General features: G+C 69.4%; 24 protein-coding genes. 10 read left to right on the top strand and 14 right to left on the bottom strand.

Annotated features, from left to right (window positions below; translation table 11 throughout):
• Window positions 1–72 precede the first annotated feature (72 nt).
• Complete coding sequence (gene aceA / locus ACFWY9_RS05525) at window positions 73–1,350, bottom strand: isocitrate lyase (RefSeq protein WP_378325139.1); 1,278 nt, start codon at window positions 1,348–1,350, stop codon at window positions 73–75.
• Window positions 1,351–1,579: 229 nt separating this feature from the next.
• Between aceA and ACFWY9_RS05520 the strand changes: the two genes are divergently transcribed.
• The 3 genes from ACFWY9_RS05520 to ilvA all read left to right on the top strand — a co-directional run bounded on the left by ACFWY9_RS05520 (window position 1,580) and on the right by ilvA (window position 5,110).
• Entirely contained in the window at window positions 1,580–3,004 is a 1,425-nt protein-coding gene (locus ACFWY9_RS05520) for a short-chain fatty acyl-CoA regulator family protein (RefSeq protein ID WP_378325138.1), read from the top strand.
• Between the two features lie 150 nt (window positions 3,005–3,154).
• Complete coding sequence (locus ACFWY9_RS05515; RefSeq protein ID WP_378325137.1) at window positions 3,155–3,811, top strand: GntR family transcriptional regulator; 657 nt, start codon at window positions 3,155–3,157, stop codon at window positions 3,809–3,811.
• A 42-nt stretch (window positions 3,812–3,853) separates the two neighbouring features.
• Window positions 3,854–5,110, top strand: coding sequence for a threonine ammonia-lyase IlvA (gene ilvA, locus ACFWY9_RS05510; RefSeq protein ID WP_378338242.1), 1,257 nt, complete (start codon window positions 3,854–3,856; stop codon window positions 5,108–5,110).
• A gap of 28 nt (window positions 5,111–5,138) precedes the next feature.
• Here ilvA and ACFWY9_RS05505 read toward each other — a convergent pair whose 3' ends face one another.
• Window positions 5,139–6,542: a sulfatase gene (locus ACFWY9_RS05505; protein ID WP_378338241.1), complete on the bottom strand. Its 1,404-nt coding sequence runs from the start codon at window positions 6,540–6,542 to the stop codon at window positions 5,139–5,141.
• 105 nt (window positions 6,543–6,647) lie between these two features.
• Window positions 6,648–7,400 (bottom strand): acyltransferase, encoded by a 753-nt coding sequence (locus ACFWY9_RS05500; protein WP_378338240.1) that lies wholly within the window; start codon window positions 7,398–7,400, stop codon window positions 6,648–6,650.
• A gap of 122 nt (window positions 7,401–7,522) precedes the next feature.
• Between ACFWY9_RS05500 and ACFWY9_RS05495 the strand changes: the two genes are divergently transcribed.
• The 3 genes from ACFWY9_RS05495 to ACFWY9_RS05485 all read left to right on the top strand — a co-directional run bounded on the left by ACFWY9_RS05495 (window position 7,523) and on the right by ACFWY9_RS05485 (window position 10,067).
• Window positions 7,523–8,485: a nucleoside hydrolase gene (locus ACFWY9_RS05495; protein WP_378325133.1), complete on the top strand. Its 963-nt coding sequence runs from the start codon at window positions 7,523–7,525 to the stop codon at window positions 8,483–8,485.
• Window positions 8,486–8,577: 92 nt separating this feature from the next.
• Complete coding sequence (locus tag ACFWY9_RS05490) at window positions 8,578–9,660, top strand: C40 family peptidase (RefSeq protein ID WP_378325207.1); 1,083 nt, start codon at window positions 8,578–8,580, stop codon at window positions 9,658–9,660.
• A 68-nt stretch (window positions 9,661–9,728) separates the two neighbouring features.
• A complete protein-coding gene (locus ACFWY9_RS05485) occupies window positions 9,729–10,067 on the top strand; it encodes a VOC family protein (RefSeq protein WP_378338239.1) in 339 nt (112 codons plus the stop codon).
• A gap of 28 nt (window positions 10,068–10,095) precedes the next feature.
• On the opposite strand, the gene ACFWY9_RS05480 is transcribed toward ACFWY9_RS05485, so the two are convergent.
• From ACFWY9_RS05480 to ACFWY9_RS05470, 3 genes are all read right to left on the bottom strand, one after another.
• The gene (locus ACFWY9_RS05480; RefSeq protein ID WP_378325131.1) at window positions 10,096–12,513 is read right to left on the bottom strand and encodes an ATP-binding cassette domain-containing protein; all 2,418 of its coding nucleotides are present in this window, start codon (window positions 12,511–12,513) and stop codon (window positions 10,096–10,098) included.
• Between the two features lie 116 nt (window positions 12,514–12,629).
• Window positions 12,630–13,040: a VOC family protein gene (locus ACFWY9_RS05475; RefSeq protein WP_378325130.1), complete on the bottom strand. Its 411-nt coding sequence runs from the start codon at window positions 13,038–13,040 to the stop codon at window positions 12,630–12,632.
• Window positions 13,041–13,050: 10 nt separating this feature from the next.
• Complete coding sequence (locus ACFWY9_RS05470; protein WP_378325129.1) at window positions 13,051–13,494, bottom strand: helix-turn-helix transcriptional regulator; 444 nt, start codon at window positions 13,492–13,494, stop codon at window positions 13,051–13,053.
• Between the two features lie 382 nt (window positions 13,495–13,876).
• Here ACFWY9_RS05470 and ACFWY9_RS05465 point away from each other — a divergent pair, with 382 nt between their 5' ends.
• Window positions 13,877–14,293: a hypothetical protein gene (locus ACFWY9_RS05465; RefSeq protein ID WP_378338238.1), complete on the top strand. Its 417-nt coding sequence runs from the start codon at window positions 13,877–13,879 to the stop codon at window positions 14,291–14,293.
• 135 nt (window positions 14,294–14,428) lie between these two features.
• Window positions 14,429–15,457: an alpha/beta hydrolase-fold protein gene (locus ACFWY9_RS05460; RefSeq protein WP_378338237.1), complete on the top strand. Its 1,029-nt coding sequence runs from the start codon at window positions 14,429–14,431 to the stop codon at window positions 15,455–15,457.
• Window positions 15,458–15,487: 30 nt separating this feature from the next.
• On the opposite strand, the gene ACFWY9_RS05455 is transcribed toward ACFWY9_RS05460, so the two are convergent.
• A complete protein-coding gene (locus ACFWY9_RS05455) occupies window positions 15,488–16,357 on the bottom strand; it encodes an oxidoreductase (protein WP_378338236.1) in 870 nt (289 codons plus the stop codon).
• Window positions 16,358–16,432: 75 nt separating this feature from the next.
• Between ACFWY9_RS05455 and ACFWY9_RS05450 the strand changes: the two genes are divergently transcribed.
• Window positions 16,433–17,020 (top strand): TetR/AcrR family transcriptional regulator, encoded by a 588-nt coding sequence (locus tag ACFWY9_RS05450; RefSeq protein WP_378338235.1) that lies wholly within the window; start codon window positions 16,433–16,435, stop codon window positions 17,018–17,020.
• On the opposite strand, the gene ACFWY9_RS05445 is transcribed toward ACFWY9_RS05450, so the two are convergent.
• The 3 genes from ACFWY9_RS05445 to ACFWY9_RS05435 all read right to left on the bottom strand — a co-directional run bounded on the left by ACFWY9_RS05445 (window position 16,987) and on the right by ACFWY9_RS05435 (window position 19,799).
• Window positions 16,987–17,271, bottom strand: coding sequence for a hypothetical protein (locus ACFWY9_RS05445; protein WP_378325124.1), 285 nt, complete (start codon window positions 17,269–17,271; stop codon window positions 16,987–16,989). The genes ACFWY9_RS05450 and ACFWY9_RS05445 overlap by 34 nt on opposite strands.
• A gap of 146 nt (window positions 17,272–17,417) precedes the next feature.
• Window positions 17,418–19,016 carry a choice-of-anchor A family protein gene (locus ACFWY9_RS05440; protein ID WP_378338234.1) on the bottom strand — a complete coding sequence of 533 codons (1,599 nt, stop codon included), beginning with the start codon at window positions 19,014–19,016 and terminating at the stop codon, window positions 17,418–17,420.
• Between the two features lie 141 nt (window positions 19,017–19,157).
• Window positions 19,158–19,799 carry a TetR/AcrR family transcriptional regulator gene (locus ACFWY9_RS05435; RefSeq protein WP_378325121.1) on the bottom strand — a complete coding sequence of 214 codons (642 nt, stop codon included), beginning with the start codon at window positions 19,797–19,799 and terminating at the stop codon, window positions 19,158–19,160.
• Between the two features lie 104 nt (window positions 19,800–19,903).
• Here ACFWY9_RS05435 and ACFWY9_RS05430 point away from each other — a divergent pair, with 104 nt between their 5' ends.
• On the top strand, window positions 19,904–20,635 hold the full coding sequence (locus ACFWY9_RS05430; RefSeq protein ID WP_378325120.1) for a hypothetical protein: 732 nt from the start codon (window positions 19,904–19,906) through the stop codon (window positions 20,633–20,635).
• 4 nt (window positions 20,636–20,639) lie between these two features.
• On the opposite strand, the gene ACFWY9_RS05425 is transcribed toward ACFWY9_RS05430, so the two are convergent.
• The 4 genes from ACFWY9_RS05425 to ACFWY9_RS05410 form a co-directional block, all read right to left on the bottom strand.
• Window positions 20,640–21,671: a PQQ-dependent sugar dehydrogenase gene (locus tag ACFWY9_RS05425; protein ID WP_378338233.1), complete on the bottom strand. Its 1,032-nt coding sequence runs from the start codon at window positions 21,669–21,671 to the stop codon at window positions 20,640–20,642.
• Between the two features lie 106 nt (window positions 21,672–21,777).
• Entirely contained in the window at window positions 21,778–22,947 is a 1,170-nt protein-coding gene (locus ACFWY9_RS05420) for a glycosyltransferase (RefSeq protein ID WP_378338232.1), read from the bottom strand.
• A gap of 22 nt (window positions 22,948–22,969) precedes the next feature.
• Window positions 22,970–24,448, bottom strand: a complete 1,479-nt coding sequence (locus ACFWY9_RS05415) for a sensor histidine kinase (RefSeq protein WP_378325116.1) — start codon at window positions 24,446–24,448, stop codon at window positions 22,970–22,972.
• On the bottom strand, window positions 24,445–25,182 hold the full coding sequence (locus ACFWY9_RS05410; RefSeq protein ID WP_378338231.1) for a response regulator transcription factor: 738 nt from the start codon (window positions 25,180–25,182) through the stop codon (window positions 24,445–24,447). The genes ACFWY9_RS05415 and ACFWY9_RS05410 overlap by 4 nt, the downstream gene beginning before the upstream one ends.
• Window positions 25,183–25,244: the final 62 nt, after the last annotated feature.

Raw genomic sequence — 25,244 nt, 5'->3', positions numbered from 1 at the left:
GACACACCTTCCGTTGTGGCCGGTGTGGTGCGGCCCCTCGGGAAGGGCCGCACCACGAGCAACCGGGCAGGATCAGAACTGGGCTTCCTCGGTGGAACCCTTGAGCGCGGTCGTCGAGCTGGCCGGGTTCAGCGCGGTCGCGACCTGGTCGAACCAGCCGGTGCCGACCTCGCGCTGGTGCTTCGTCGCGGTGTAGCCGCGGTTCTCCGAAGCGAACTCGCGCTCCTGCAGGTCGACGTAGGCGGTCATGCCCTCGCGGGCGTAGCCGTGCGCCAGGTCGAACATCGAGTAGTTCAGCGCGTGGAAACCGGCGAGGGTGATGAACTGGAACTTGTAACCCATGTGGCCGAGCTCGCGCTGGAACTTCGCGATCGTCGCGTCGTCCAGGTGCTTCTTCCAGTTGAACGACGGCGAGCAGTTGTAGGCCAGCATCTGGTCCGGGAACTTCGCCTTGATGGCCTCGGCGTACTTGCGAGCCACCTCGAGGTCCGGCTCCGAGGTCTCCATCCAGAGCAGGTCGGCGTACTGCGCGTAGGCCAGGCCACGCTCGATGCACGGCTCGATGCCGTTGCGCACCTCGTAGAAACCTTCGGCGGTGCGGCCGCCGGTCAGGAACTGCTGGTCGCGCTCGTCGACGTCGCTGGTGAGCAGCGTCGCGGCCTGCGCGTCGGTGCGGGCGACGACCAGGGTCGGCACGTTCAGCACGTCGGAGGCCAGACGGGCCGCGTTCAGGGTGCGCTCGTGCTGCTTGGTCGGGATCAGGACCTTGCCGCCGAGGTGGCCGCACTTCTTCTCGGACGCGAGCTGGTCCTCCCAGTGCACGCCGGCCGCGCCGGCCGCGATCATGCCCTTCATCAGCTCGAACGCGTTCAGCGGGCCACCGAAACCGGCCTCGGCGTCGGCGACGATCGGGGCGTACCAGTCGATGTCGGTGTTGCCCTCGGCCCAGGTGATCTGGTCGGCGCGGCCGAGCGCGTTGTTGATGCGGCGGACGACGGCGGGCACCGAGTTGGCCGGGTAGAGGCTCTGGTCCGGGTAGGTCTGCCCGGCGAGGTTGGCGTCGGCGGCGACCTGCCAGCCCGACAGGTAGATCGCGCGCAGCCCGGCGCGGACCTGCTGGACGGCCTGGTTACCGGTGAGCGCGCCCAGCGCGTGGATGTAGTCCTCGGTGTGCAGCAGGTTCCACAGCTTCTCGGCGCCGCGGCGGGCCAGGGTGTGCTCCTCGACGACACTGCCGCGCAGCTTCACCACGTCGGCGGCCGAGTAGGTCCGCTGGACGCCTGCCCAGCGGGGGTCGGTCTCCCACTGCTTGGCCAGCTCCTCGGCCGCCTGCTTGGCCTGCTCAGTCATCGAAGTCTCCTGGTGTTGCGAAGTTTGCGATTGCTCGCCTTTCCTGCCGTGACCTTGGCATGCCACGGAAAATCCGGTCCAGGTCTCCAATTTGCCAATTTCTGCGAAGCTTCCGTACGCTTCTGTGAAGGTTGCGAATCAGCGGTTCACAACTGGGCCGAAAAACGCCGGACTTGATCGTTCACGTAATCGTTCAGGGCCGGAAACCTTGCGGACTCCGGAGGTCTTGGTGGATAAAATTTTCGCCGGCGCGCGTGTGCGGCATCTGCGGGAAAACCGGTCGATGAGCCAGGCCGACCTCGCCCGTGTGCTGGAGATCTCACCCAGTTACCTCAACCAGATCGAGCACAACTCGAGGCCGCTGACCGTCCCCGTGCTGCTGCGGATCACGCAGGCGTTCGGCGTCGACGCGGAGTTCTTCGCGAGCACGGACACCTCACGCCTGGTCGCCGACGTCCGCGAGGCGCTGCTCGACGAGGTCCTCGGCATCGACGTCACCACCGGCGAACTCAACGAGCTGGCCTCGAACCTGCCCACGATCGCGCAAGCGCTGGTCAAGCTGCACCGCAGCTACCGCAACGCCGTCGAAAACACCGCGGCGCTGACCACGGAAAACGGCCTCGGCCTGCACGGAAGCGCCGCCGCACCGCTTCCGCACGAAGAGGTCCGCGACTTCTTCTACGAGCGGGAGAACTACGTCGCCGAACTGGACGATCGGGCCGAGCGGATGGCTGCCGAGATCCCGCTGCGCCGCGGCGAGGTACTGGTCATGCTCAAGCAGCGGCTGTGGCAGCGCTACGGCGTCGAGGTCACCAGCGCCGGGATCGACGAATCGGCGGGCGAACAGCATCGCTACGAACCACAGGGCCGCGTGCTCCGGCTGGCGCCGAGCCTGCGCGTCGGCCAGCAGGCGTTCCGGATGGCTTCGCAGATCGCGTTGCTCGAATACGACGATCTCATCACCGAACTCGCCGATTCGTGGGCGTTTTCCGGCCCTGCCGCCCGATCGCTGGCGCGGGTCGGGCTGGCGAACTACTTCGCCGGGGCACTGGTCCTGCCCTATGGCGCTTTTCTGACCACGGCCGAGAAGTTCCGCTACGACATCGAGCGGCTGTGCGATCACTTCGGCGTCGGTTTCGAGACGGTGTGCCACCGGCTGTCGACGTTGCAACGCCCGAAGCAGCGCGGGGTGCCGTTCTCGTTCGTCCGCGTCGACCGCGCGGGCAACATGTCGAAGCGGCAGTCCGCGGCCGGGTTCCACTTCAGCCGGGTGGGCGGCGCCTGCCCGCTGTGGAACGTCTACGAGGCGTTCACCTCGCCCGGCAAGATCCTGACGCAGATCGCGACGCTGCCCGACGGCAAGAGCTACTTCTGGGTCGCGCGGACCGTGTCGCGGAACATCGGCGGCTACGGCAGCCCCGGCAAGACGTTCACCGTCGGGCTCGGCTGCGAGCTGCGGCACGCGGGCAGGCTGATCTATTCGACCGGGCTCGACCTGGACGAGCCCGCGGCGGCGACGCCGATCGGGATGGGCTGCAAAGTCTGCGAACGCCCGGCCTGCCCGCAGCGGGCGTTCCCGACCATCGGCAAGCAGCTCACCGTGGACGAGAACACCAGCACCTTCGTGCCGTACCCGGCCGTGCCCAAGGGCTGACCTCCCGCAGCGCGCGGTGGCGTTTCAGCGGGTTCGCTCCTGTTGCCGCTTTTCGGCTACGCGCAGGTCAGCGGCATTGAAAGCTGCTTCGGGCCGGGCAGTTGCCGCCATGATTGTTTACCATCCGGGAGCCGGAAAGTGGAGGAGCGGATGCCTGCCGACACCGCCCAGGGCGCCGTTGCCGCGCGACGGGTGTTGTCCGCGCTGCGGCGGGCGATCCAGGACGGCGACATGGCGCCCGGCCAGCGCCTCGTCGAGACCGAGCTGGCCGAGACCTACCGTGTGACCAGGGCCAGCGTGCGGGCGGCACTCATCGAGCTGGCCTCGGAAGGCCTGGTCGAACGCGTCCCGAACCGTGGCGCCCGGGTGCGCGCCGTCCCCCTGGCGGAGGCGATCGCGATGACCGAATGCCGCATGGTGCTGGAGGGACTCTGCGCCGCCAAGGCGGCCGAAGTGGTTACCGACGAACAGATCGGCCTGTTGCGCATGATCGGCGACCAGTTGACGCGCGCGGCGGGCGAGGCCGAACCGCTCCGGTACGCGGAGCTGGATACCGAGCTGCACCGGCTGGTGCGCGAGATTTCCGGTCAGGAAGTGGCCACCGGCCTCATCGCCCGGCTACGCGGCCCGATCATCCGGCGCCAGTTCCGGCTGTCACCGGCCTCTGGCAGGCCCAAGGCGTCGGTCCGCGAACTCCTGGCGCTCATCGAGGCCATCTCCGCCCGTGACCCGGCGGCCGCCGAGCTCGCGGCGAGGAAGCACGTCGCCGGCGTCGTCGACGCGCTGCGGGCCACCGCGGCCGGATAGCCGAACGCCGGTACCGCGAACCGGGTCAGTACATTCGTCGAGGTGCACGACATCGACACGGTGACAGCCGAACTCGTCGAGCAGGCCGCGCGCCGGCTCGCCGGAGTGGTCACCAAGACGCCACTGGAGCCCAACGCCCGGCTTTCCTCCCGCGTGGACGCCAGGGTGTGGCTCAAGCGCGAAGATCTGCAAACGGTCCGTTCGTACAAGATCCGCGGCGCGTACAACTTCATCGTCCAGCTCGACGAAGCGACCCGTGCCCGCGGTGTCGTGTGCGCGAGTGCCGGGAACCACGCGCAGGGCGTGGCGTACGCATGCCGTCGGCTCGGCGCGAACGGCCGTGTCTACGTCCCGGGCACGACACCGCGACAGAAGCGCGAGCGCATCGCGACACTCGGCGGCGCGCACATCGAGGTCATCGTCGTCGGCGAGACGTACGAGGACGCCTTCGCCGCTTCGCGAGAGGACGCGCAGCGTACCGGCGCGACGCTCGTGCCCGCCTTCGACGCCGTGCAGACCGTCGCCGGGCAGGGCACGGTCGCACTGGAGATCGTGGAACAGCTGGGGTTCGTCCCGGACGTCCTGGTGGTGCCGGTCGGCGGCGGCGGGCTGCTCGCCGGGATCACCAGCTGGGTCGGGCAACGGCATCCGGAGATCCGCGTAGTCGGCGTCGAACCCGCGGGAGCGACCTGCATGGCGGCCGCGCTGGAGGTAGGGCACCCGGTCCGGATCGACGCCGTCGACTCCTTTGTGGACGGTGCGGCGGTGCGCGAGGCGGGCGCTGTCACCTACCCGCTGGTGCGCGACAGCGGCGCCGAACTGACCTCGGTCGCAGAGGGCGCGGTGTGCACGGAAATGCTCGCGATGTACCAGTCCGACGGCGTGATCGCGGAACCGGCGGGCGCGCTCGCCACCGCCGCGCTCGGCGATCCGGTGAAGATCGAGCCCGGCCAGACCGTGGTGTGCGTCGTGTCCGGCGGCAACAACGACGTCAGCCGTTACGGCGAGATCGTGGAACGCTCACTGATCCACGAAGGCCTCAAGCACTACTTCCTCGTCGGTTTCCCGCAGGAACCCGGTGCGCTGCGGCAGTTTCTCGACGAGGTGCTCGGACCGGACGACGACATAACCCGCTTCGAGTACGTCAAGCGCAACAACCGCGAGACCGGGCCCGCGCTGATCGGCATCGAACTCGCGCGGGCCGGGGACCTCGACGGGCTTCTCCACCGCTTGGCCGCCAGCCCGCTGCAGGTCGAACGGGTCGAGCCGGGCAGCCCGCTGTTCCACTTCTTGGTGTGACACAGCTTGGTATGACACAGCTTGGTGCTCAGGCCGGATAACGCAGCAGGCCGGCGTCGATCTTCTCCCACGCCGCCCGCAGCTCCGCCAGCCTCGGTGCCTCGGCACGAGCGCGGTCGGCCTGCTCCCGCGGGTCGCTCACGACGTCGAAGAGCTGGTCGGCACCGGCCGGGGTCCGGTAGTACTTCCACCGGCCACGGCGCAACGCCCGCTCGGCACGGGTCCGCCAGAACAGATCGTGCGCAGGCGCTTTCCGGCCACGCAGGAGGTATCCGGCGAGGCTGCGGCCGTCGAGTGGATACCGCGTATCCACCTTCGCGCCCGCGATGTCGAGCAGCGTCGCGGTCCAGTCCGGGGACACGACCGGGACGTCGCTGACCTGACGCGGCCGGATCGCGGCGGGCCAGCGCAGGATCGTCGGGACGCGGATACCGCCTTCCCGCAGGCCGAACTTCTCGCCCGACAACGGCCACTGATACGACCATCGCTCGCCGCCGTTGTCGCTGGCGAACAACACGAGCGTGTCCTCGAAACGGCCACGGACGCGCAGCGCGTCGAGCACGGCGCCCACGGAACTGTCGAGGTGCTCGACCATCTTCCGGTAGGTCTCGAGCGAACCACCGTCCGAATGCGACAGCACGTTGCGCTCCCCCGCCCGGATCCGCGCGCTGAGCTCGTCGCTGACGGCCTTGTCGTCCCGCGTTTCCCACGGCCAGTGCGGAGTGGTGAAGTTGAGGTTGAGCGACCACGGCCGGTCGTGGTCGCGGCGCACGAACTCGACGGCCCGTTCGGTGATGATGTCGGTGTAGTAGCGCAGGTCGGCGTATTCGACCTCGCCCTCGTACAAATCGTGGCGCCCGGCGCCGTCGAGCTTCGAGAAGTAGTCGATCGCGCCGCCGAAGTTGCCGAAGAACTCCTGCCAGCCGGCCCGGGTCGGGCTGAACCACGGTAGGTACCCGCAGTGCCATTTGCCGATCAGCGCCGTCGAGTATCCGGCGTCGGCCAGCAGCGAAGCCAGGGTCGGGTGGTCGTACGGGATGCCCTCGAGTTCGTTCGGCGACGCGATCGGTTCGGCGAGGCCGCCACGCAACCGGCCCGGGTAGCGGCCGGTGTAGAGGCTGAACCGGGTCGGCGAGCAGGTCGCGGAGCCGGAGTAGGCGTCGGTGAAGCGGACGCCTTCGCGGGCGAGCCGGTCGAGGTTCGGGGTGCGGATGTGCGGCGACCCGTAGCTGGACAGATCGGCCCAGCCGAGGTCGTCGCCCAGGATGACCAGCAGATTGGGCCTGCGCACCGGGCGTTCCGGCGCCGCGCGGAACGGCTGTTCGCCGCCGTTTTCCGCCGACGCGGTCCCGGACGCGGCGAGGACACCCGCGCCGGTCGCCCCGAGCAACGTCCCGAACGCCCGCCTCGACAACCCCGCGGACTCGCCCATCCTGCCCTCCCACTGCCCGGCTTTTCGCCTGTCGAGCAGGAGCTTTTCGCCCGTCGCCGTAAAACGGCAACGACGCTCAAGCCTTGGGACGCACTTGCCAGGCCGTCAGGATTCGAGGGTCTTCTGCAGCGCCTTGTTCGCCTTGCGCGCCATGTCGGCGATGGCCTCGCGGCGCGCCGCGTCGGCGGCGTAGTCGTCCTGGCGGTTGCGCACCACGCGGGCGGGCGAGCCGACGGCGATCGAGTAGTCCGGGATGTCGCCCCGCACCACCGCGTGCGCGCCGAGGACACAGCCGCGCCCGACGCGCGTGCCCTTCAGCACGCTGACCTTCGTGCCGATCCAGGTGTCCGGCCCGATCCGGACCGGCGACTTCACGATGCCCTGGTCCTTGATCGGCACCGTGATGTCGGCGGTGACGTGGTCGAAGTCGCAGATGTAGACCCAGTCCGCGACGAGCGTGGCCGAGCCGAGTTCGATGTCGAGGTAGCCGTTGACCACGTTCTGCCGCCCGAAGACGGCTTTGTCGCCGATCCGCAGGGACCCCTCGTGACAGCGGATGGCGTTCCCGTCGCCGATGTGCACCCACCGGCCGATCTCCATCCGGCCGAACCCGGGGCGGCAGTGGATCTCCACGTTCTTGCCGAGGAACACCATGCCGCGCAGGATGATGTGCGGATTCGCGATCCGGAACTTGAGCAGCCGCCAGTAGCGCACCAGGTACCAGGGCGTGTACGCGCGGTTCCGCAGGACCCAGCGCAGCGAATCGGCGGTCAGGAACTTCGCCTGCCGCGGGTCGCGCCGGGCCTGGCGCCAGGCCCGCACCCGTGACAACGCGGGCGCACCCCACATCGACGTCATCCATGGAATCTAACAGCGGCGCGAAGCGCTTCCGTTGAGGGCGGTGGCGGGGAGGAAGGCGGTGCGTAATCTGTGATCGGACGGACCTGTGAACAGACGCCCGACACAGGCAAGGGGAGCTGATGGGGACGAAGCTGATCATCGACACCGACCCGGGTGTCGACGACGCCTTCGCGATCGCGCTGGCCGCGGTGTCGGCCGACGTCGAACTGCTGGGTGTGACCACCGTGTTCGGCAACGTGCCGCTGACCTCGACGACGGCGAACGCGCGGCGCCTGCTGCAGCTGTGCGACCGGCCGGACGTGCCGGTCGCGGCCGGTGCCGCGCGGCCGCTGGTCTACCGGAACCCGCACACCGCCGGGTTCGTGCACGGCGCGGACGGCCTGTCCGGGCGTTCCGCGACGCTGCCGGAGGCCACCCGGCCGCTCGAAAACGGCGACGCGGTGAGCCTGCTGGCGTCGTTGCTGGAGGCGTCCGACGAACCGGTCACGATCGCCCCGATCGGACCGCTCACGAACATCGCGGCGCTGCTGGCCGCCCATCCCGGCGTCCGGGAGAAGATCGCCCGGATCGTGATCATGGGCGGCGGGATCGAACGCGGCAACAGCACCGCCGCCGCGGAGTTCAACATCTGGAGCGACCCCGAGGCCGCGCGCCGCGTGCTCACCGAGGACGACGTCCCGTGCGTGCTGGTGCCGCTGGACATCACCCATCGGTGCGCGATCGACCGCGCCTGGCTGGCGAAGCTCGCCGCGTCCGGTCCACTCGGTGCGACGTTGGAGAGCCTGACCACGGACTACACCGCCTACTACAGCCGTGTGCTCGGTTTCGACGGGATGGTCATGCACGACGCCGTGGCCGTCGCGGAGGCGATCAGCCCCGGGATCCTGCGGACCGAGGCGTATCCGGTGAACGTCGACTGCGGCGCCGGGCCGGCGCGCGGGATGACGGTCGTGGATCGCCGCAAGCTCGGCCGCGACGATCCGGAGGCCAGTCCCGGTAGGACGGTCGAGGTCGCCGTGGACACCGACCTCGACGCGCTGCGGCAGTTCGTGCTCGACCGCCTGTCCGGAGGCCACCGATGACCCCGGAAACACCCGAGCCATCGCCCGGCGAGGCCGAAAACGTGGCGGAGCCCGAGGCCGCTGTCGCACAGCCATCGCGCCGTCGCCGAATATTGGTCATCGCCGCGGCCGTCGTCGTCGCCGCGGGCGCAGTGGTGGCGGCCGTGCAGTTGTCGCCGAAGGACCAGCCGCGGTCGTCGGCGGCCGCGGTCGCCTCGTCGACGCCGCCGAGCCCGAGCCCGTCGCTGCCGCAGGAAGCGCCGAAGGCACCCCCGCAGGCACCGAGCGAGTTCGACGCGTGGGTGTCGCGGACGAGCCAGTGGCTCGACATTCCGCTGCGGGCGATGACGGGCTACGCCAAGGCGACGGTGACGCTGGGCAAGGAGAACCCGGGCTGTCACCTTTCCTGGGTCACGCTGGCGGCGCTGGGGAAGGTCACCAGCGACCACGGCCGTGCCAAGGGCGGCACCCTCGGCGCCGACGGGACGATGAGCGCGCCCATCGGCACCATCGAGGTCCGCGACTTCTACGACAAGGTCGTCTCGACGGCGAACGCGAGCGGGCCGATGCAGCTGGCCCCGGCGACCTGGAGCAAATGGCAGCGGTCGGCGACCGGCGCCGCCCCGGACGCGCAGAACATCGACGACGCCGCGCTCACCACCGGCCGCGCGCTGTGCGGCGACGGCCGTGACCTTTCGCAGGGCCAGACCTGGTGGAACGCCGTCGGCTCGGTCCAGGCCGCGCCGCTGTACCTGCACCGCACGCTGGCGACGGTGAACGTCTACGGCACGGTCGGGCAGCACGACAAGGCGCCGAACCCCGCCGTGCTCAGCGCGGTCAACTTCGCGATCGACAAGATCGGCCTCCCCTACGTCTGGGGTGGCAACGGCACTGGCGGCCGCGACCCCGGTTTCGACTGCTCGGGGCTGACCACCGCGGCGTACGGCAGTGCGGGGATCAAGCTGATGCGCACGGCCGACACGCAGTACCGCAGCGTCAAGCGTGTCGACGAACCGGCACTGGGCGACCTCATCTTCTACGGCAATCCGGGCACCGAGATCCACCACGTCGGGCTCTACATCGGCAACCAGCAGATGATCGACGCGCCCACCGAGGGCCAGGCCGTGCAGGTGCACCCGTACCGCAAGCCGGGCGACGACTACGCGGGAGCCGGGCGACCGACCGAACGAGCCTGACGTCGTCGGCCCCGCGGCCGGCCGCACGGTCGCGGATTTTGTCGGGGGTCCGGGCTACGGTCCGGAACATGTACAAAGTCGACTTCGTCGAGTTCCCGTCCAGCTCGGCCACCGCGTCCGGGCAGTTCTTCGAGAAGGCGTTCGGCTGGGCGGCGACCCCGTACGGTCCCGACTACGCCGACGTCCAGGGCGAGGGCATCACACTCGGCTTCCAGGCGGATGTGGCCGAACAGCCGGGGGCGCCGTTGGTGACGGTCCGCACCGACGACCTCCACCAGGCGCGGCTGGCCGTGGAGGACGCGGGTGGCGTCGTCACGGTCGAACCGTTCGATTTCCCCGGTGGCCGGCGCTTCCACTTCCGCGAGCCGGGTGGCAGCGAACTCGCGGTGTGGTGCTCGACCAAGTGAACAGGCCGGTGCCGGGGCGCGTTTCGGCTCAGGCGCCGACGTAGCCCGCGAGGTGCTCGCCGGTGAGGGTGGAGCGGCCGGCGACGAGATCGGCCGGGGTGCCCTCGAAGACGATCCGGCCACCGTCGTGGCCGGCGCCGGGGCCGAGATCGATGATCCAGTCGGCGTGCGCCATGACCGCCTGGTGGTGCTCGATGACGATGACCGACTTCCCGGCGTCGACGAGCCGGTCGAGCAGGCCGAGCAGTTGCTCGACATCGGCGAGGTGGAGACCGGTGGTCGGTTCGTCGAGCACGTAGACGCCGCCCTTTTCCGCCATGTGGGTGGCCAGCTTGAGCCGCTGCCGCTCGCCGCCGGACAGCGTGGTGAGCGGCTGGCCGAGGCGGAGGTAGCCGAGCCCGACGTCGGAAAGGTGGGTCAGGATCTTGTGGGCCGCCGGCGTCTTCGCCTCGCCTTCGGCGAAGAACTCCTCGGCCTGGGCCACCGACATCGACAGCACCTCGCTGATGTCGCGGCCGCCGAACTTGTACTCGAGCACCTCGGCTTGGAAACGGCGCCCTTCGCATTCTTCGCAGGTGGTGGCGACGCCCGCCATCATCCCCAGGTCGGTGTAGATGACGCCGGCGCCGTTGCAGGCCGGGCAGGCGCCCTCGGAGTTGGCGCTGAACAGCGCGGGCTTCACGCCGTTGGTCTTCGCGAACGCCTTGCGGATCGGGTCGAGCAGCCCGGTGTACGTCGCCGGGTTGCTGCGCCGCGAGCCCTTGATCGCCGCCTGGTCGACCGACACCACCCCGTCGCGGCCCGAAACCGAGCCGTGGATCAGGGAGCTCTTGCCCGAGCCCGCCACGCCGGTCACGACGACCAGCACACCGAGCGGGATGTCGACGTCGACGTCCTGCAGGTTGTGGGTGTCGGCGCCGCGCACCTCCAACGTCCCCGACGGCGTCCGCACCGACGGCTTCAGGGAGGCCCGGTCGTCCAGATGCCGCCCGGTGAGCGTGTCGCTGCTCCGCAACCCCTCGACAGAGCCCTCGAACACCACTTCGCCGCCTTCGGTGCCGGCCCGCGGGCCGAGGTCGACGACGTGGTCGGCGATCGCGATCGCCTCCGGCTTGTGCTCGACCACCAGCACCGTGTTGCCCTTGTCGCGCAACTGGAGCAGCAGGTTGTTCATGCGCTGGATGTCGTGCGGGTGCAGTCCGATCGTCGGCTCGTCGAAGACGTACGTGACGTCGGTGAGCGACGACCCGAGGTGGCGGATCATCTTGGTGCGCTGTGCCTCGCCGCCCGAAAGCGTGCCCGACGGGCGGTCGAGGCTGAGGTAGCCGAGCCCGATCTCGACGAACGAGTCGAGGGTGTGCCGCAAGGATCCCAGCAGCGGCGCGACGGATGGTTCGTCCAGCTTCCCGACCCACTCGGCGAGGTCGCTGATCTGCATCGCGCAGGCGTCGGCGATGTTGATCCCGTCGATCTTCGACGAACGGGCCTCCTCGGACAGCCGGGTACCGTCGCAGTCCGGGCAGGTCGTGAAGGTGGCCGCCCGTTCCACGAAGGCGCGGATGTGTGGCTGCAGGGAGTCGATGTCCTTGGACAGCATCGACCTCTGGATCGTCGGGACCAGGCCCGCGTACGTCAGGTTGATGCCTTCGATCTTGACCTTGGTCGGTTCCTTGTAGAGCAGGTCGTTCAGCTGCTTCTTGGTGAACTTCCTGATCGGCTTGTCCGGGTCGAAGAAACCGCAGCCACGGAAGATGCGGCCGTGCCAGCCCTCCATGCTGTAGCCGGGGATCGTGACCGCGCCCTCGTTGAGCGACTTGCTGTCGTCGTACAGCGCCGACAGGTCGATGTCGTTGACCGAGCCCCGGCCCTCACAGCGCGGGCACATGCCACCGGTGATGCTGAAGCTGCGCCGCTCCTTGATCGTCTGCCCGGCGCGCTTCACGGTGACCGCGCCCGCGCCGCTGATCGAAGCGACGTTGAAGGAAAACGCCTGCGGCGAGCCGATGTGCGGCTTGCCGAGCCTGCTGAACAGGATCCGCAGCATCGCGTTGGCGTCGGTGGCGGTGCCGACCGTGGAGCGCGGGTCGGCACCCATCCGCTGCTGGTCGACGATGATCGCGGTCGTCAGCCCGTCGAGGACGTCGACCTCGGGACGGGCCAGCGTCGGCATGAAACCCTGGACGAAGGCGCTGTAGGTTTCGTTGATCAGCCGCTGCGACTCCGCCGCGATCGTGCTGAACACCAGCGAGCTCTTGCCGGAGCCGGAGACACCGGTGAACACCGTCAGCCTGCGCTTCGGCAGTTCGATGCTGACGTCCTTGAGGTTGTTCACGCGCGCGCCGTGCACCCGGATCAGGTCGTGGCTGTCGGCAGCGTGCGGCGCGGGCGACGGCGCTGATGCGCGACCGCTTCGCGCCGTCGCTGGGGTGTTCTTCCTCGTGGCCATGCTCGTGGTGTCTCTCTCTGTCGATCGGGGCGGTCGCGGCAAGGGCTCGTTCGTCTTCTTGGCCGGCGGTGTCACCGTGGTCCGGCGTCACCCGTACGGCTGACGCCGGACGAGGCTCAGCTCAGTTCCTGGATGCGGAGCAGGTTGCCCGACGGGTCGCGGAAGGCGCAGTCGCGAATCCCGTACGGCTGGTCGGTCGGCTCCTGGACGACCTCCGCGTCGCCGGACTGCAGCCGCTCGAAGAGGCCGTCGAGGTCCTTGGTGGCCAGGTTGACGCTGGCGTAGGTGCCCTTGGCCATCATCTCCGTGACGACACGGCGCTCGTCGTCGGTGAGCCCGGGGGTGGCGGCCGGCGGGTACAGGACGATGGACGTGTCGGGCTGGCCGGCGGGACCGACCGTGATCCAGTGCATCCCGCCGTACTCGACGTCCTTGCGGACCTCGAAACCGAGGGTGTCGCGATAGAACGCCAGCGAGGCGTCCGAGTCGTTGTGCGGAAGGAAACTCGCGTGAATGGTGATGTCCATGGCGGTCACGCTACGTGCGGCCCGAGGACGGCGCTTCTCGATTCCTGATCGGTCTGGTCACCTGCTTCGCGACGCACGGCGGCATCCCCTCCGTCGCGCCCGTCGCCTCGCGCCGATACGCGCTCGGCGGCATCCCGACCAGCTCGGTGAAGCGCGTGCTGAAGGTGCCCAGCGACGAGCAGCCCACCGCGAAGCAGACCTCGGTGACGCTGAGATCGCCCCGGCGCAGCAGCGCCATCGCGCGCTCGATGCGCCGTGTCATCAGGTAGGAATATGGTGACTCTCCGTAGGCACGGCGGAACTCGCGACTGAGGTGCCCTGCCGACATGTGCGCGTCGCGGGCCAGCGCCTCGACGTCCAGCGGCTGCGCGTACTCCCGGTCGATCCGGTCACGGACGCGGCGCAGCCGGGCGAGGTCGTTCAGGCGCTGCTCCGCGGCGGGTCTGCTGCTCACCTGCGAGATCGTACGTCGCGCGGGCCCGTTCGGACCTGATTGGACCCGCGGGCGCTCTTCGCAAGCCCTGCCCAGGGATAGGCCACGCAGCGGAACCCCTTGTGCCACAACGGCGGTGTCCGACAGGCCCTCGGGGCTGGATCCTTGTCTGGCGGCCTCTTGACAGCGATGGAGCCTCTAGCCGGGAGACTGGTGCGGCCCCGGGACGAAGGCCATCCGCCGGCGGCTCTCCGCCCGGAACGGGCCGCGACCAGTACGTCCGGCGATCGCGACGCCGGACGGTATCGCGCCGCCATCACCACGCCACCGACGTGGCCCCGCCATCGTGTGCCGAGCCACGCCTGTCCGCGAGTCCGTGCGAACGGGACAAGGAGTGATCACCATGAAAACCGCCCGAGCCTGGGCCGGAACCATCGCCGCCGCAGCGTCCGCTCTCGTTGTGCTGGCTCCCGCCGCCACAGCGGCCCCCAATGCGGCGACGCTGAGTATCACCGGCGCCGTCGTGGCTGCCAACGACACCGTCAACGTGGACGTCACCTACACCTGCGACGCGGGGTACGCCGGCACGCTCGTCGGCTACGTCAACGACACCACCGCGTCGGCGTTCGGCGTGAGCAATGACACCGCCGCCACGTGTGACGGCGCCAGCCACACCGCCGTTCTCAGTGTGGACAACGAAAACGAGGCCGCGGACTACAAGGCCGGGGATTCGGCGGTCGTAGCCGTGTCGCTCGACGCGACGAAGGCGGGATCGCCGGATCAGAACGCGGCACAGGATGTGACCCGCACCCTCGGCTGACCCCTCGCTCCTCGCCGGTGGCGGTGGGCGCGCGACCACCGCCACCCGCCGAGACGGCGTTTTCGCGTTCCCCAGCGGGAAATCCGCGAAGGAAGTCGGCTGCGGACGCCCAGTAGTCCGTGCTTGACTGGCCCCATGTTGCCCTGGGAAGCCGAACTCGCCGGCCGGCTCGACCGGCACATCCTCGACTCCGCGCTGCTGCGGGACAACCCGCTCGGCGATCCGCACCGGCGGCCGTTGTGGGTCTACGTCCCGCCCGGCTACGACGAAAGCCCGGATGTCCGATATCCCACGGTGTATGTCATCCAGGGGTACACCGGGCACCTGGCGATGTGGGCCAACCGCACGCCGTTCCGTCAGCCGTTTCCCGAGACCGCCGACGCCGTTTTCGCCGGCGGCACCGCACCCGGATGCGTCGTGGTCTACGTCGACACGTGGACCAGGTACGGCGGTTCGCAGTTCGTCGACTCGCCAGGCACCGGGCGGTATCACTCCTACCTCTGCGACGAGGTCGTGCCGTGGGTGGACGAGCACTACCGCACGATCCCGGACCGGGAATCCCGGGCGATCACCGGCAAGTCCTCCGGCGGCTTCGGCGCGATGATCACCCCGATGCTGCGCCCGGACGTCTTCGGCGCGCTGGCCACGCACGCCGGGGACACCCTCTACGAACTGTCCTACCTCGCCGACTTCGGCAAAGCCGCGCGAGCCCTGCGCGACTACGGCCAGGACATCACCCGCTGGTGGGCCGACTTCGAGTCGCGCACCGCGTTCACGAAGCCCGAAGATCCCTTGCTGCTGTCACTGCTCGGCGTCGCGGCCTGCTTCTCCGCGCGCGAAGACGGCACGCCCGAGCTGCCGTTCGACCCGCTGACCGGCGCGCCGCGTCCCGAGCAGTGGCAGCGCTGGCTCGACTGGGATCCGGTGCGGATGGCGCCGCGGTACGCGGAGGCCATCCGGTCGCTGCGGGCGGTGTGGATCGACGCGGGCACCCGTGACGAGTACTACCTCGATCTCGGCGCCGAGGCGTTCCGCGCCGAGATCGCGAAGATCGGCCTGCCGGACGACCGTGTCCACTTCGAACTCTTCGACGCCGGGCACGCGGCCATCGAATACCGCTACCCGCTCTCGCTCGCCTGGCTGGCCGACCGGCTGGCCCGTTGACTCCTTGCCACACAAGGGAAATCCTCGGCGTCACACCGGATAGCCGACTCCGGTGAGTTCACTGGAAACTTCCCACAGACGTTGCTGCACCACGACGTCGTGGGCACGGGCGCCGGCGTCCACCCGCTCCGGGTAGCCACGGATCTCGAACAGCCCACCGGGGCCGTAGTACTCGCCACCCTCGGCACCGGGATCCGTGGCCGCCCGGAGTGTGGGCAGCGCGCCCATCGCCGGTGTGCGCCCGAAAACGCGAGCGATCAGGAGGTTCGGCACGCGGAACCACGGCGAGGAGTAGCGGAAGATCTCGGTACTCGCGCCGCCGGGGTGAGCGGCCAGCGCGACGGTGTTCACGTCGCGCAGCCTCCGGTTCAGTTCGTGGGTGAACAGCAGATTGGCCAGCTTCGACCCGGCATAGGTGCCGGCGGAACGCAGATCGTCCGGATCCAGCCGGCCGAAGCGGTGCCCGATGCTGCTGACCGTGACCACCCGTGAGCCCGGCACCGGCACCATCCGATGGAGGAGCAGGCCCGTCAGCGCGAAGTGGCCGAGGTGGTTGACCCCGAACTGGATCTCGAAGCCGTCCTCGGTACGTCCGGTCAGACCGGTCACCCCGGCGTTGTTGATCAGCAGGTCGATCCGCTCGTAGCGCGCCGTCAGCTCTTCGGCCGCCGCTCGCACGGACGCCAGCGCCGCCAGATCCAGTCGCACCACGTCCACGTCCAGGCCGATCCGCCCGGCGGCGTCCTTCGCCTTGTCCCCATCACGACAGGCGAGCACGACTCGCGCGCCTCGCCGCGCCAGCGCACTGGCTGTTTCGAAGCCGATCCCGGTGTTGGCACCGGTGATCACCGCGACGCGGCCCCGCTGATCCGGAATGTCCGCCTCGGTCCAGTCACCCATGTTCACCCCCTAACATGAACCGCTCGTTCATGTTTTATAGTGAACCAGTAGTTCATCTTCTCGGCAAGGGGTGACATGACCAGGCGAACGGGCTTACGGGCGGACGCGGCGCGCAACCGGGAGGCGATCCTCGAAGCCGCACGGACCGTCTTCGTGGCGCACGGTCCGGAGGCGGGGATGGACGACATCGCGGCGAAGGCGGGCGTCGCGGTCGGCACGCTCTATCGCCATTTCCCGACCAAACAGGACCTGATCCAGACCATCGCGGAGGGCCTCGGCGCCGCGATCGCCGCGACGCTCGACGCCGCTGTGCTCAGGATCGCCGACGGCCACAGCACTGCCCTCGACGAAATCCTGGCCCTGATCCGGCGGGTGGTCGTCGAAATGGGGCACGAACGGCTCCTCCGCGCCGCGCTTTCCGAAGTGGCGCCGGATCCGTTCCAGGCGATGCGAGAGCAGGCGAAGGAGTCCGTCGAGCGCATGATCGCCATGGCGCATCAGGCGCGAGCCGTCCGGCCCGACCTCACGGTCGACGACGTGATCCTGCTCCTGAACAGCTCACCAGGCGTCGAGACCGCGAAGTCCGATCGGGAGCGTTGGCTGGAACTCGTCGAAGGCGCGTTGAGCGGTCAGACCCGGCGCCTGAGCGCCAAGACGCCGTAGGCCGCGAAACCGAGGGTACCCAGGCCGCCGACCGCGACGAAGATCCAGTTGCGGCCGGTGTTCTCCGACGCCTGCTCGTCCCTGCTCCGTGTGACGCCCGAGGAGGCGCACCGGTCTCCCACATGCATCGTCTTGCCACCGCAGGTCACGCCGTCGTCCGACGACGTCAGCGACAGGATGCCGAGGACGAGCAGGGCGAGACAACCAAGGCCCAGAAGCCACAACCGGATCTGCGGCCAGTACTCGCGCATCGAGACTCCTCTCCCTGTTCACCACCGAGTCAAACAGTCCGTTTCCCTTGCCAGGACGGGAAAACTGACCTCATCGCGCGACGGAACACACAGAAAACGGGCCCCTCCCGGCATTTCGCCGGAAGGGGCCCGCTCGGAATCCCCGGTCAGGATTCGCGACGCCTGCGCCGGATCGTCACCGCCACCAGGGCGCCACCGAGGGTCAGCAGGAAGACCCCGGCGACCAGCGTGCCGCGGATGTCGGTGCCGGTCGACGCCAGCGGCTGGTCACCGGACGGGCCACCGCCGGGCCCGGTTCCCGGCCCCACGCCCTGGTCCGGGGTGGTGCCGGTGGTCACCCCGGGGGCGGGCGTGGTGCTGGACGTACTGCTCGTGCCGGACGTCGTGGTGCCGCTGGTCGAGGTCGTGCTCGTCGTCGGACCGGTCGACGTCGTCGGCGTGGTGCTCGACGTGCTGGTGCTCGACGTCGGAGTCGTGCTCGACGTCGTCGAGGTTGTCGGGCTGGTGCTCGTCGTCGAGGTGGTCGACGTGGTCGAAGTCGTGCTCGTCGTCGAAGTCGTCGGACTGGTCGAGGTCGTGCTCGTCGTCGGACTGGTCGAGGTCGTGCTCGTCGTCGAGGTGGTCGACGTGGTGCTGGTGGTCGGGCTCGTCGACGTGGTGCTCGTCGTCGGGCTGGTCGATGTCGTCGAAGTGGTCGAAGTCGTGCTCGTCGTCGGCGTGGTGGGAGTCGTCGGGGTCGTGGTCGGCGCGGTGGCACAGTCGGGCAGGTCGCCGGTGAACGGGTAGTTGTGGAATTCCTGACCACCGCCGCCATTGGGCTCCGAGGTGTGCAGGAGCGATCCGGTGGTGAAGAAGCGGCCGTTCATACCGGACGGCGTGATCGTGGCGAGGCTGCCCGGATTGCCGATCAGCACACTGCCCTGGAACTGCGCGCCGCCGGCGATTCGCACGCTGGTGGCGTCCGGGAAGTTCCACAGCAGCCGCTGCCGCAGCTTGTTGATCGGGTCCTGGTCGCCGAGGTCACCGCTGTAGGTGTTGATCGTGCGGGCGCCGCCGGTCATGTTGACCAGCACGGTGGCGCCGTCGGGAATGCCCTCGAACGCGATGCCCTGCATTCCCCCGCCGCGCCCGGTGATGTCGAAGTCCACGTTGAACACCTGCAGCGTGGATTTCCCGTCGCCGGTGAACAACGTCTGATAACCCTGGTTGACCGCGGTGCCCGTGGCGGGCCTCGGGCGGGTGTCCTGGCGCGCGTAACACTGACTGGCCAGGCGCAGTTCGGTACGTAGATTCGCGTACGGCTTGGCAGCGTCAGGATCGGCCTTCGGCGTGCCGACGACGGTGCCGGTGAGCGTTCCCCCGTACCGGACTACGCCGCGCTCGGCAAGCAGCCGCTGACCATTGGCGATGCTCACGTTGCCGCCGGTGGTCAGGTAGTCCGCGCCGTCCGGCGGCGGCACTCGCGATCCCACTCCGGCCTCGCCGACGTTGTAGATGGAGGAGGCACCGGGCCGTTTCGCCATGTCGAAACCACCGAGGACCACGACGCGGCCCTCGGCCTCCGCGGCCGCCTCGCGCACCCGCATGTCCCCGCCGACGAAGACGTTGATGCCATTGTCGTGGCCGGAAATCCCGCCGTTGTGCACCGGCGGGAACGGATTGGGGCAGTCACTGCCGACACACGGGCCGAGCCCGCCCGGCAACGGCGCGGCGACCGCGCCACCAGGAGTGACCACAATGGCCACCGCGCACACCGCGGCGGCAACACTGGCTGAGATCGAAGCAAACCGCCGTGCGCGCATGCGGGAGATTCTTGTGCGGATCGGCGGCAAACACCCAATCGGACTGCGAAAATACCCCCGACCGGGCGAGATGGCCACCACAGCCTATTCGCCGGTATCCGCATTTCCGCCGAGAAGATTTCCGATTCCCGCGCAGAGCAGGCGAATGCTTCTGGCGAACATCTCGTCCTCTTCGTACATCGGCGCGCCCTCGACAGTCAAGGGAAAACGCTCACCCAGATCGGCGGAAACGGCACCGGCCGCCGGGACGGCGGACTCACTCTGTTCCTGCAGCACGAAACCAGTCACATAGCTGAGCACCGCGTCGGCCCCGATGATCCGCTCCCGCTCGGGCACCCCGGCGTCGGCCAGGGTCCGCAACAGCCGTTCCATCAGCGACAGCGCCCCGTCGCTGAGCACTTTCGGGCTGTCGGCGAGCAGGATCGCGCCGCCGGGATGGCGTTTGATGCTCTCGCGCAGCGTCCTCGCCTGCGCCTCGATCCGCTCCCGCCAGCCCGCGTCCTCAGGCAGGGCGGCGAGTGCGGCGGTCCCGGCGTCGTACGCCTGCCGGGTCACGCGGTCGGCCATCAACTGGAGCAGCGCGTGCTTGTTCCGCACGTGGTAGTAGAGGCTCCCGGCGTGCACGTCGAGCCGTTCGGCCACCTGCCGCATGGACAGCGCCTGGTATCCCACCTCCGCGAAGGTGGCCATACCCGCGTCGATGATCCGGTCCTTGGTGAGCTTCACGACCCCAGCGTAGCGCAGCTTTCAAACACTGTTTGAATCCGCCGGGCACACCTGCTACGGTCGACGGTGACCGGATTCAAACACTGTTCAAAACGGGGGCGACGATGGACGCGGTGCTGTTCAACCTGACGACGGCGGCGCTGATGATGCTGGTGTTCCTCAGCGGCCGGACGGTCGTCGGCGCCGACACGATCACCCGGCGGCGCCTCCCCTGGTTCGCGGCCGGGCTCACCGCCGTGGCGGTCGCCGGGGTCGTCACGCAGCTCTGCTGGAGCGGGGCGATGGACGCCTTCGACGCCGACCCGGCGAAAACGGGCTGGTGGCGCGTGCTCACTTCGGTGTTCATGCAGAATGGCGGCCCGATCGGAGCGGTCTACAACCTGGTCACCCTCGCCGTCATCGGCGCGCTGGCCGAGTGGTTCTGGGGCGGACCGCTGATGCTGGCGCTGTTCGCCGCGGGCATCTTCCTGCCCGAGCTCGTCGACGCACTGTTCGGCGCGACCGAAGGCAGCACCGATCCCCGCAACTTCGCCGGCAGCTCCGGCGCTACCTACTTCCTAGGTGCGACGCTGGCTGCCGTGCTCCTGGTGCGAAGCCGCGTCATCAAGGAGAAGCTGCTGGCGCTCAGCGTTCCCCTGCTCGGCCTGGCGCTGTGGTTCGCCCAGGAAAACGGGCACGGCCTGGTGGCGGCGTACGGTTTCGCGCTCGGCGCCGTCGTCTGGCTCGCCGGACGTCGTCTGATCGATCCCGAACGCGACCTCGCGAAGACGCCGCGCTGGTCCGTGGGTTCCGTACTCACCATCGTCCGGAAACCACGGACCGGCGCGAACGGTTGAGCACTCAGCTGCCGTCGGTGCTCAGGATCCGGTCGTCGGAGGACCCTGGCGAACCGCGGCCGTCCCGGTTGCTGGTGCTGAACCAGAGGGTGCCGTCCGGCGCCACGGCCGCGGCGCGCAGCCGGCCGTACTGCCCCTGGTAGAGCGACTGCGGCTGCCCGACGCCACCGTCTCCGGTGAGCTGGGCCCGCCAGAGCCGCTGGCCCGCGAGCGCGGCAAGATAGACGGATCCTTTGTAGACGGCGATGCCACTGGGGGACGCCTGCCTGGTCGGCCAGACCAGCAACGGGTCCACATAGGACGGATTACCGCACTTGCCCTCGCAGTTCGGCCAGCCGTAGTTCTTCCCGGCTTCGATCCGGTTGAGTTCGTCCCAGGTGTTCTCGCCGAACTCCGAGGCGTACATGCGCCCGTCCGGAGCCCAGGTCACGCCCTGCACGTTGCGGTGCCCATAGCTGTAGACGCGCGAATTGAACGGATTCCCGGGCGCCGCGGTCCCATCGGGCTTCAGCCGCAGGATCTTGCCGTTCAAGGAATTCAGGTTCTGCGCGTTGGCGCGAGCGCCCGCGTCCCCGGTGGTCGCGTAGAGCATCCGGTCCGGGCCGAACGCCAGCCCGCCGCCGTCGTGGAAGGAGTTCTTGGCGATCCCGGTCAGGATCGGCTGCGGCGCGGCGCCACCGAGTTTGAAGCGGGCGATCCGGTTGTCCGACGCCGCCGTGTAGTAGACGTACAGCCAGCCGTCGGTGGCGTAGTCCGGGGAAACGGCGATACCCAGCAACCCGCCTTCCCCGTTCGGCCGCACACCGGGGATCCTCGCGACCTCCGTCGCCGTCCCGCCCTTGATCGAGAGCACCCGGCCGGTGGTGCGTTCGGTGGTCAGCGCGGTCCCGTCGGGCAGGAACGCCAGCCCCCACGGCACCGACAGGTTGCCGACGACGGTCCGGACCGCTTGCGGCGCCGCCCCGGCGGGCGGGGGAACACCGAGCCCGGCGGCCAATACGCAGGCGGCGGCGACGAAAATCCGGCGTAGCTTCACAGCGTCCTCCCACGGTCACATCACGTGGTTGTCCGGTCGCAGCCATGGTGGCGCACTCGTCCGGCCGTGACCAGAAAGCAGTCGGAAATCCGCCATTCCGAAATCGTCAGGAACCGCTTGCCGCGTACGCCTTCAGCCGGTCGAGAATGTCCATGGGCGCGGGCATCGCGGTGATTTTCCCGGCGATCACCGCGGCCCGTTCCCGGAACGACGAATTCCCGAGAATCTCGAGGACCGCCGCGCGCACCGCTTCCTCCGACGGCGCCCCGGAACCCGCGAGCAGGCCGACACCCGCGTCGACGACCTGATCGGCCATGTCGAACTGATCGGTGCCCAGTGGCGAGACCACCAGTGGTACGCCGTGCGCGAGCGCGCCGAGAATCGTGCCCGCGCCGGCGTGGCACACCACGACGTCCACAAAGGACAGAAGCTGTTCCTGCGGCACGAAGTGCTCGATCCGGACGTGGTCCGGCTGCGCCCCGAACCGGGCGCGGTCGCCGTCGCGGCCGATGGTGACGATCACGTTGACCTCGACGCCGCGCAGCCCGGCGATCATCGCCTCCAGCACCCCGGGCCGGGTGTTGTGTGACGTGCCCGAAGTGACGTAAACCGTGCGCTCGTACGGCATTCCGGCCAGCACGGCGGGACGTTCCGCGTCGACGGGGACGACGTTCTCCGGACGCAGCGGCCAGCGCGTCGGGTATTCCCACGCGGTGTCGCGCGGACACAGGGCCTCGGGCCAGATGTCGAGATAGGGCACGCCTTCGCGCGACGGCAGGCGCTCGACGCCGTACGGCCGCACGAGTTCGTGCGCCACCTCCCAGGCCGCCGCCATGACCCCGGCCGGCTTGGGCGGGCCGATGGCGTGCATGACATACGGCACCCCGGCGAGGTCCGCGGCCAGCACCGAGGCGCGTTCGGCGAGATTGCCGACCACGAGGTCCGGCTCCCAGTCACGCACGAATGCCAGCATCTCGCCGAGCCTGCTGCCCGCGCCGACGCCGACCAGGTAGTACGCGATCATGGACGACAGCGCCTCGTCGCGCGGCAGCGTCCTGATGCGTTCGAGCGGATATTTCTCGGCGTATCGGGCGGACGCCTCATCGGCCGTCCCGTCGATCGCGACCGTGTGCAGTCCCGCCGCCTCCGGATAGCGCACCGCGCGCGAACCGGTCACGAACACCACGTCGTTCCCCGCGTCCCGCGCGGCGGTGGCCAGTGGCAGCATCGGCGCGATGTGGCTGTGCCCGGCGCCGGAGGAGAAGAGGAGACGCATTCGCCAGACCGTACGCACCCCGTCACGTGGGCGCGAGCAAAACGCGGAAGATCGTCCCCTTCCCCTGCCGCGTGTACACCTGGACCCGGCCGTTGTGTGCCTCGAGGATCGCCGCGGTGATCGCGAGGCCGAGCCCGGTGCCGCCACGAGAACGTGCCCGATCCACCCGGTAGAACCGGTCGAACACCCGGGAAGCGTCGCCGGGCGGGATCCCCTGCCCCTCGTCGCGGACCTCGAACACCGCGAGCGTCGACGTCCTCGGCGGCTGCCCGCCTGCTTCGGCCGTGGGCTTGCGCGACCGGCGGTTCGCCGGCTCGAAGCCGACCGACACGTGGATGCCCGCCGTGGCCGGGGTGTGCACCAGCGCGTTGCCGACCAGGTTCGTCATGACCTGCCGGACACGGTGCTCGTCACCGATCACCCGCACCGGCTTTTCCGGGCGGCACAAGGAGATCTCGCGTTCGGGAGCCCTCGCCCGCGCGTCGAGCACGACGTCCTCGGCGAGGACGGCCAGGTCGATCTCGGTGAGGTCCAGCGAGCGTTCCTGGTCGAGCCTCGCCAGCAGCAGGAGATCGTCGACGAGCTGGCCCATCCGGATCGCCTCGCTCTCGATGCGGCCCATCAACCGCTCGACGTCGGCTTCGTTCTCGGCGCCCCCTTTGCGATACAGCTCGGCGAAACCTCGGATGGACGTCAGGGGCGTACGCAGTTCGTGCGAGGCGTCGCCGACGAAACGCCGTAGCCGGTCTTCGGACTGTTCGCGCTGCTTCAGCGCCGAAGAGATCCGCGTGAGCATGACGTTGAACGCCGCGCCCAGCCTGCCGACCTCGGTGTTGCGATCGTCCTCGGCGACCCGGCGGTCCAGCTCGCCGTCCGCGATGGCCTTCGCGGTGTGCTCGATCCTGGTCAGCGGCCGCAGCCCCAGCCGGACCAGCCAGGTCGCGGTCAGGCCGATGATCACCAGCAGCACCGATCCCGCGGCCAGTTCGATGGTGCGGAGTTTGGCGGTGGTGGCGTTCACTGTGTCCAGCGACAGCGCGACGGCGGCGGTGCCGCCCCGGGGCTCGGCCGGAGTCGGCGCCTGGACCACGGTGCGCACCCGCCATTCGCCGGTACCACCGCGGTCCGGCACGGTCACCGGGGTGCCCGCCCGTTCCCGGACCGACGCCGCGTCCATCGGCGGCAGTTCCGGCGCGGAGGTGATCTTGCTGGTCACCCCGACCTGGTCGGTCAGTTCGCCCGCGGTCTGGAAGAAGAACACGCGGAAGTCCGTCGGCAGCCGTTCCGCGGAGTTCAGCTCCACCGGCGGACGCGGCGGCGGACGGTCCGGCGAGGCGACGTTCTCCGCCATCACCGCCAGCTGGCTGTCGACCCGGTCGAGCTGGGACCTGTCGAGCAGCGTCACGCTCAGCATCCCGAACGCGGCGAGCCCGATCCCGGTCAGCGCGAGCAGCGCCAGCAGCAGGCGCGTCCGCAGCGTCCAGCGGCGACGGCGGATCACGGTGCGGGCCGGTCGTCCGCCCGGCCCGGGGCGAGCCTGAGCGTGTAGCCGACGCCGCGGATGGTGTGGATCAGCGGCGGATCGTGCGCGTCGATCTTGCGCCGCAGGTAGCTGATGTAGGACTCGACGATCCTGCTGTCCCGGTCGAACTCCGAATGCCACACCCGATCGAGGATCTGTCCCTTGCTGACCACCTTCTCGGCGTTGAGCATGAGGTACCGCAGCAGGTTGAACTCCGTGGGCGACAACCGGATCGGCCGCGAGCCGCGGTGCACCTCGTGCGCGTCCTCGTCCAGCTCCAGATCCGCGTACCGCAGCCGCCCGGCGGACTCCTCGGTGCCTTCGGCGCTCTTGGTCCGGCGCAGGATCGCCCTCAGCCGTAGCACGACCTCGTCCAGGCTGAACGGTTTGCAGACGTAGTCGTCCCCGCCCGCGACCAGGCCGGCGATCCGGTCCTCGACGGCGTCGCGCGCGGTCAGGAACAGCACCGGCACCTGGTTCCCGGCCGCGCGGAGCATCGTGGCCACGGTGAACCCGTCGTAGTCCGGCAGCATCACGTCCAGCACGACGATGTCCGGGGCGGCGCGGGCGGCGATGGCCATCGCCTCGGTGCCGGTGTCCGCCGAATGCACCTCGAACCCGCTCAGCCGCAGCGCGGCGGAAAGCAGTTCGAGGATGTTCGGCTCGTCGTCGACCACCAGCACGGTGGCGGGCTGCGGGGTGGTCTCGTTCACCGGTTCAGGATGAGCGAGCCGCCGGGAAGTCCGCGTGAACCACGACGTCCTTCCCGGCGACT

This window comes from Amycolatopsis sp. NPDC059027 (genome assembly GCF_042739735.1).
In the GTDB taxonomy this organism is placed as follows: Bacteria; Actinomycetota; Actinomycetes; order Mycobacteriales; family Pseudonocardiaceae; genus Amycolatopsis.
Note: the sequence above shows the minus strand (reverse complement) of the source record. Positions and strands in the feature narration are given on the sequence as shown.

Coding starts and splice junctions, on each gene's coding strand:
- ACFWY9_RS05515 (WP_378325137.1), top strand. CDS start 3,155: ATGCCTGCCGACACCGCCCAGGGCGCCGTTGCCGCGCGACGGGTGTTG.
- ACFWY9_RS05455 (WP_378338236.1), bottom strand. CDS start 16,357: ATGGGTGACTGGACCGAGGCGGACATTCCGGATCAGCGGGGCCGCGTC.
- ACFWY9_RS05500 (WP_378338240.1), bottom strand. CDS start 7,400: ATGACGTCGATGTGGGGTGCGCCCGCGTTGTCACGGGTGCGGGCCTGG.
- ACFWY9_RS05465 (WP_378338238.1), top strand. CDS start 13,877: ATGAAAACCGCCCGAGCCTGGGCCGGAACCATCGCCGCCGCAGCGTCC.
- ACFWY9_RS05495 (WP_378325133.1), top strand. CDS start 7,523: ATGGGGACGAAGCTGATCATCGACACCGACCCGGGTGTCGACGACGCC.
- ACFWY9_RS05445 (WP_378325124.1), bottom strand. CDS start 17,271: ATGCGCGAGTACTGGCCGCAGATCCGGTTGTGGCTTCTGGGCCTTGGT.
- aceA (WP_378325139.1), bottom strand. CDS start 1,350: ATGACTGAGCAGGCCAAGCAGGCGGCCGAGGAGCTGGCCAAGCAGTGG.
- ACFWY9_RS05480 (WP_378325131.1), bottom strand. CDS start 12,513: ATGGCCACGAGGAAGAACACCCCAGCGACGGCGCGAAGCGGTCGCGCA.
- ACFWY9_RS05475 (WP_378325130.1), bottom strand. CDS start 13,040: ATGGACATCACCATTCACGCGAGTTTCCTTCCGCACAACGACTCGGAC.
- ACFWY9_RS05450 (WP_378338235.1), top strand. CDS start 16,433: ATGACCAGGCGAACGGGCTTACGGGCGGACGCGGCGCGCAACCGGGAG.
- ACFWY9_RS05430 (WP_378325120.1), top strand. CDS start 19,904: ATGGACGCGGTGCTGTTCAACCTGACGACGGCGGCGCTGATGATGCTG.
- ACFWY9_RS05485 (WP_378338239.1), top strand. CDS start 9,729: ATGTACAAAGTCGACTTCGTCGAGTTCCCGTCCAGCTCGGCCACCGCG.
- ACFWY9_RS05505 (WP_378338241.1), bottom strand. CDS start 6,542: ATGGGCGAGTCCGCGGGGTTGTCGAGGCGGGCGTTCGGGACGTTGCTC.
- ACFWY9_RS05420 (WP_378338232.1), bottom strand. CDS start 22,947: ATGCGTCTCCTCTTCTCCTCCGGCGCCGGGCACAGCCACATCGCGCCG.
- ACFWY9_RS05460 (WP_378338237.1), top strand. CDS start 14,429: ATGTTGCCCTGGGAAGCCGAACTCGCCGGCCGGCTCGACCGGCACATC.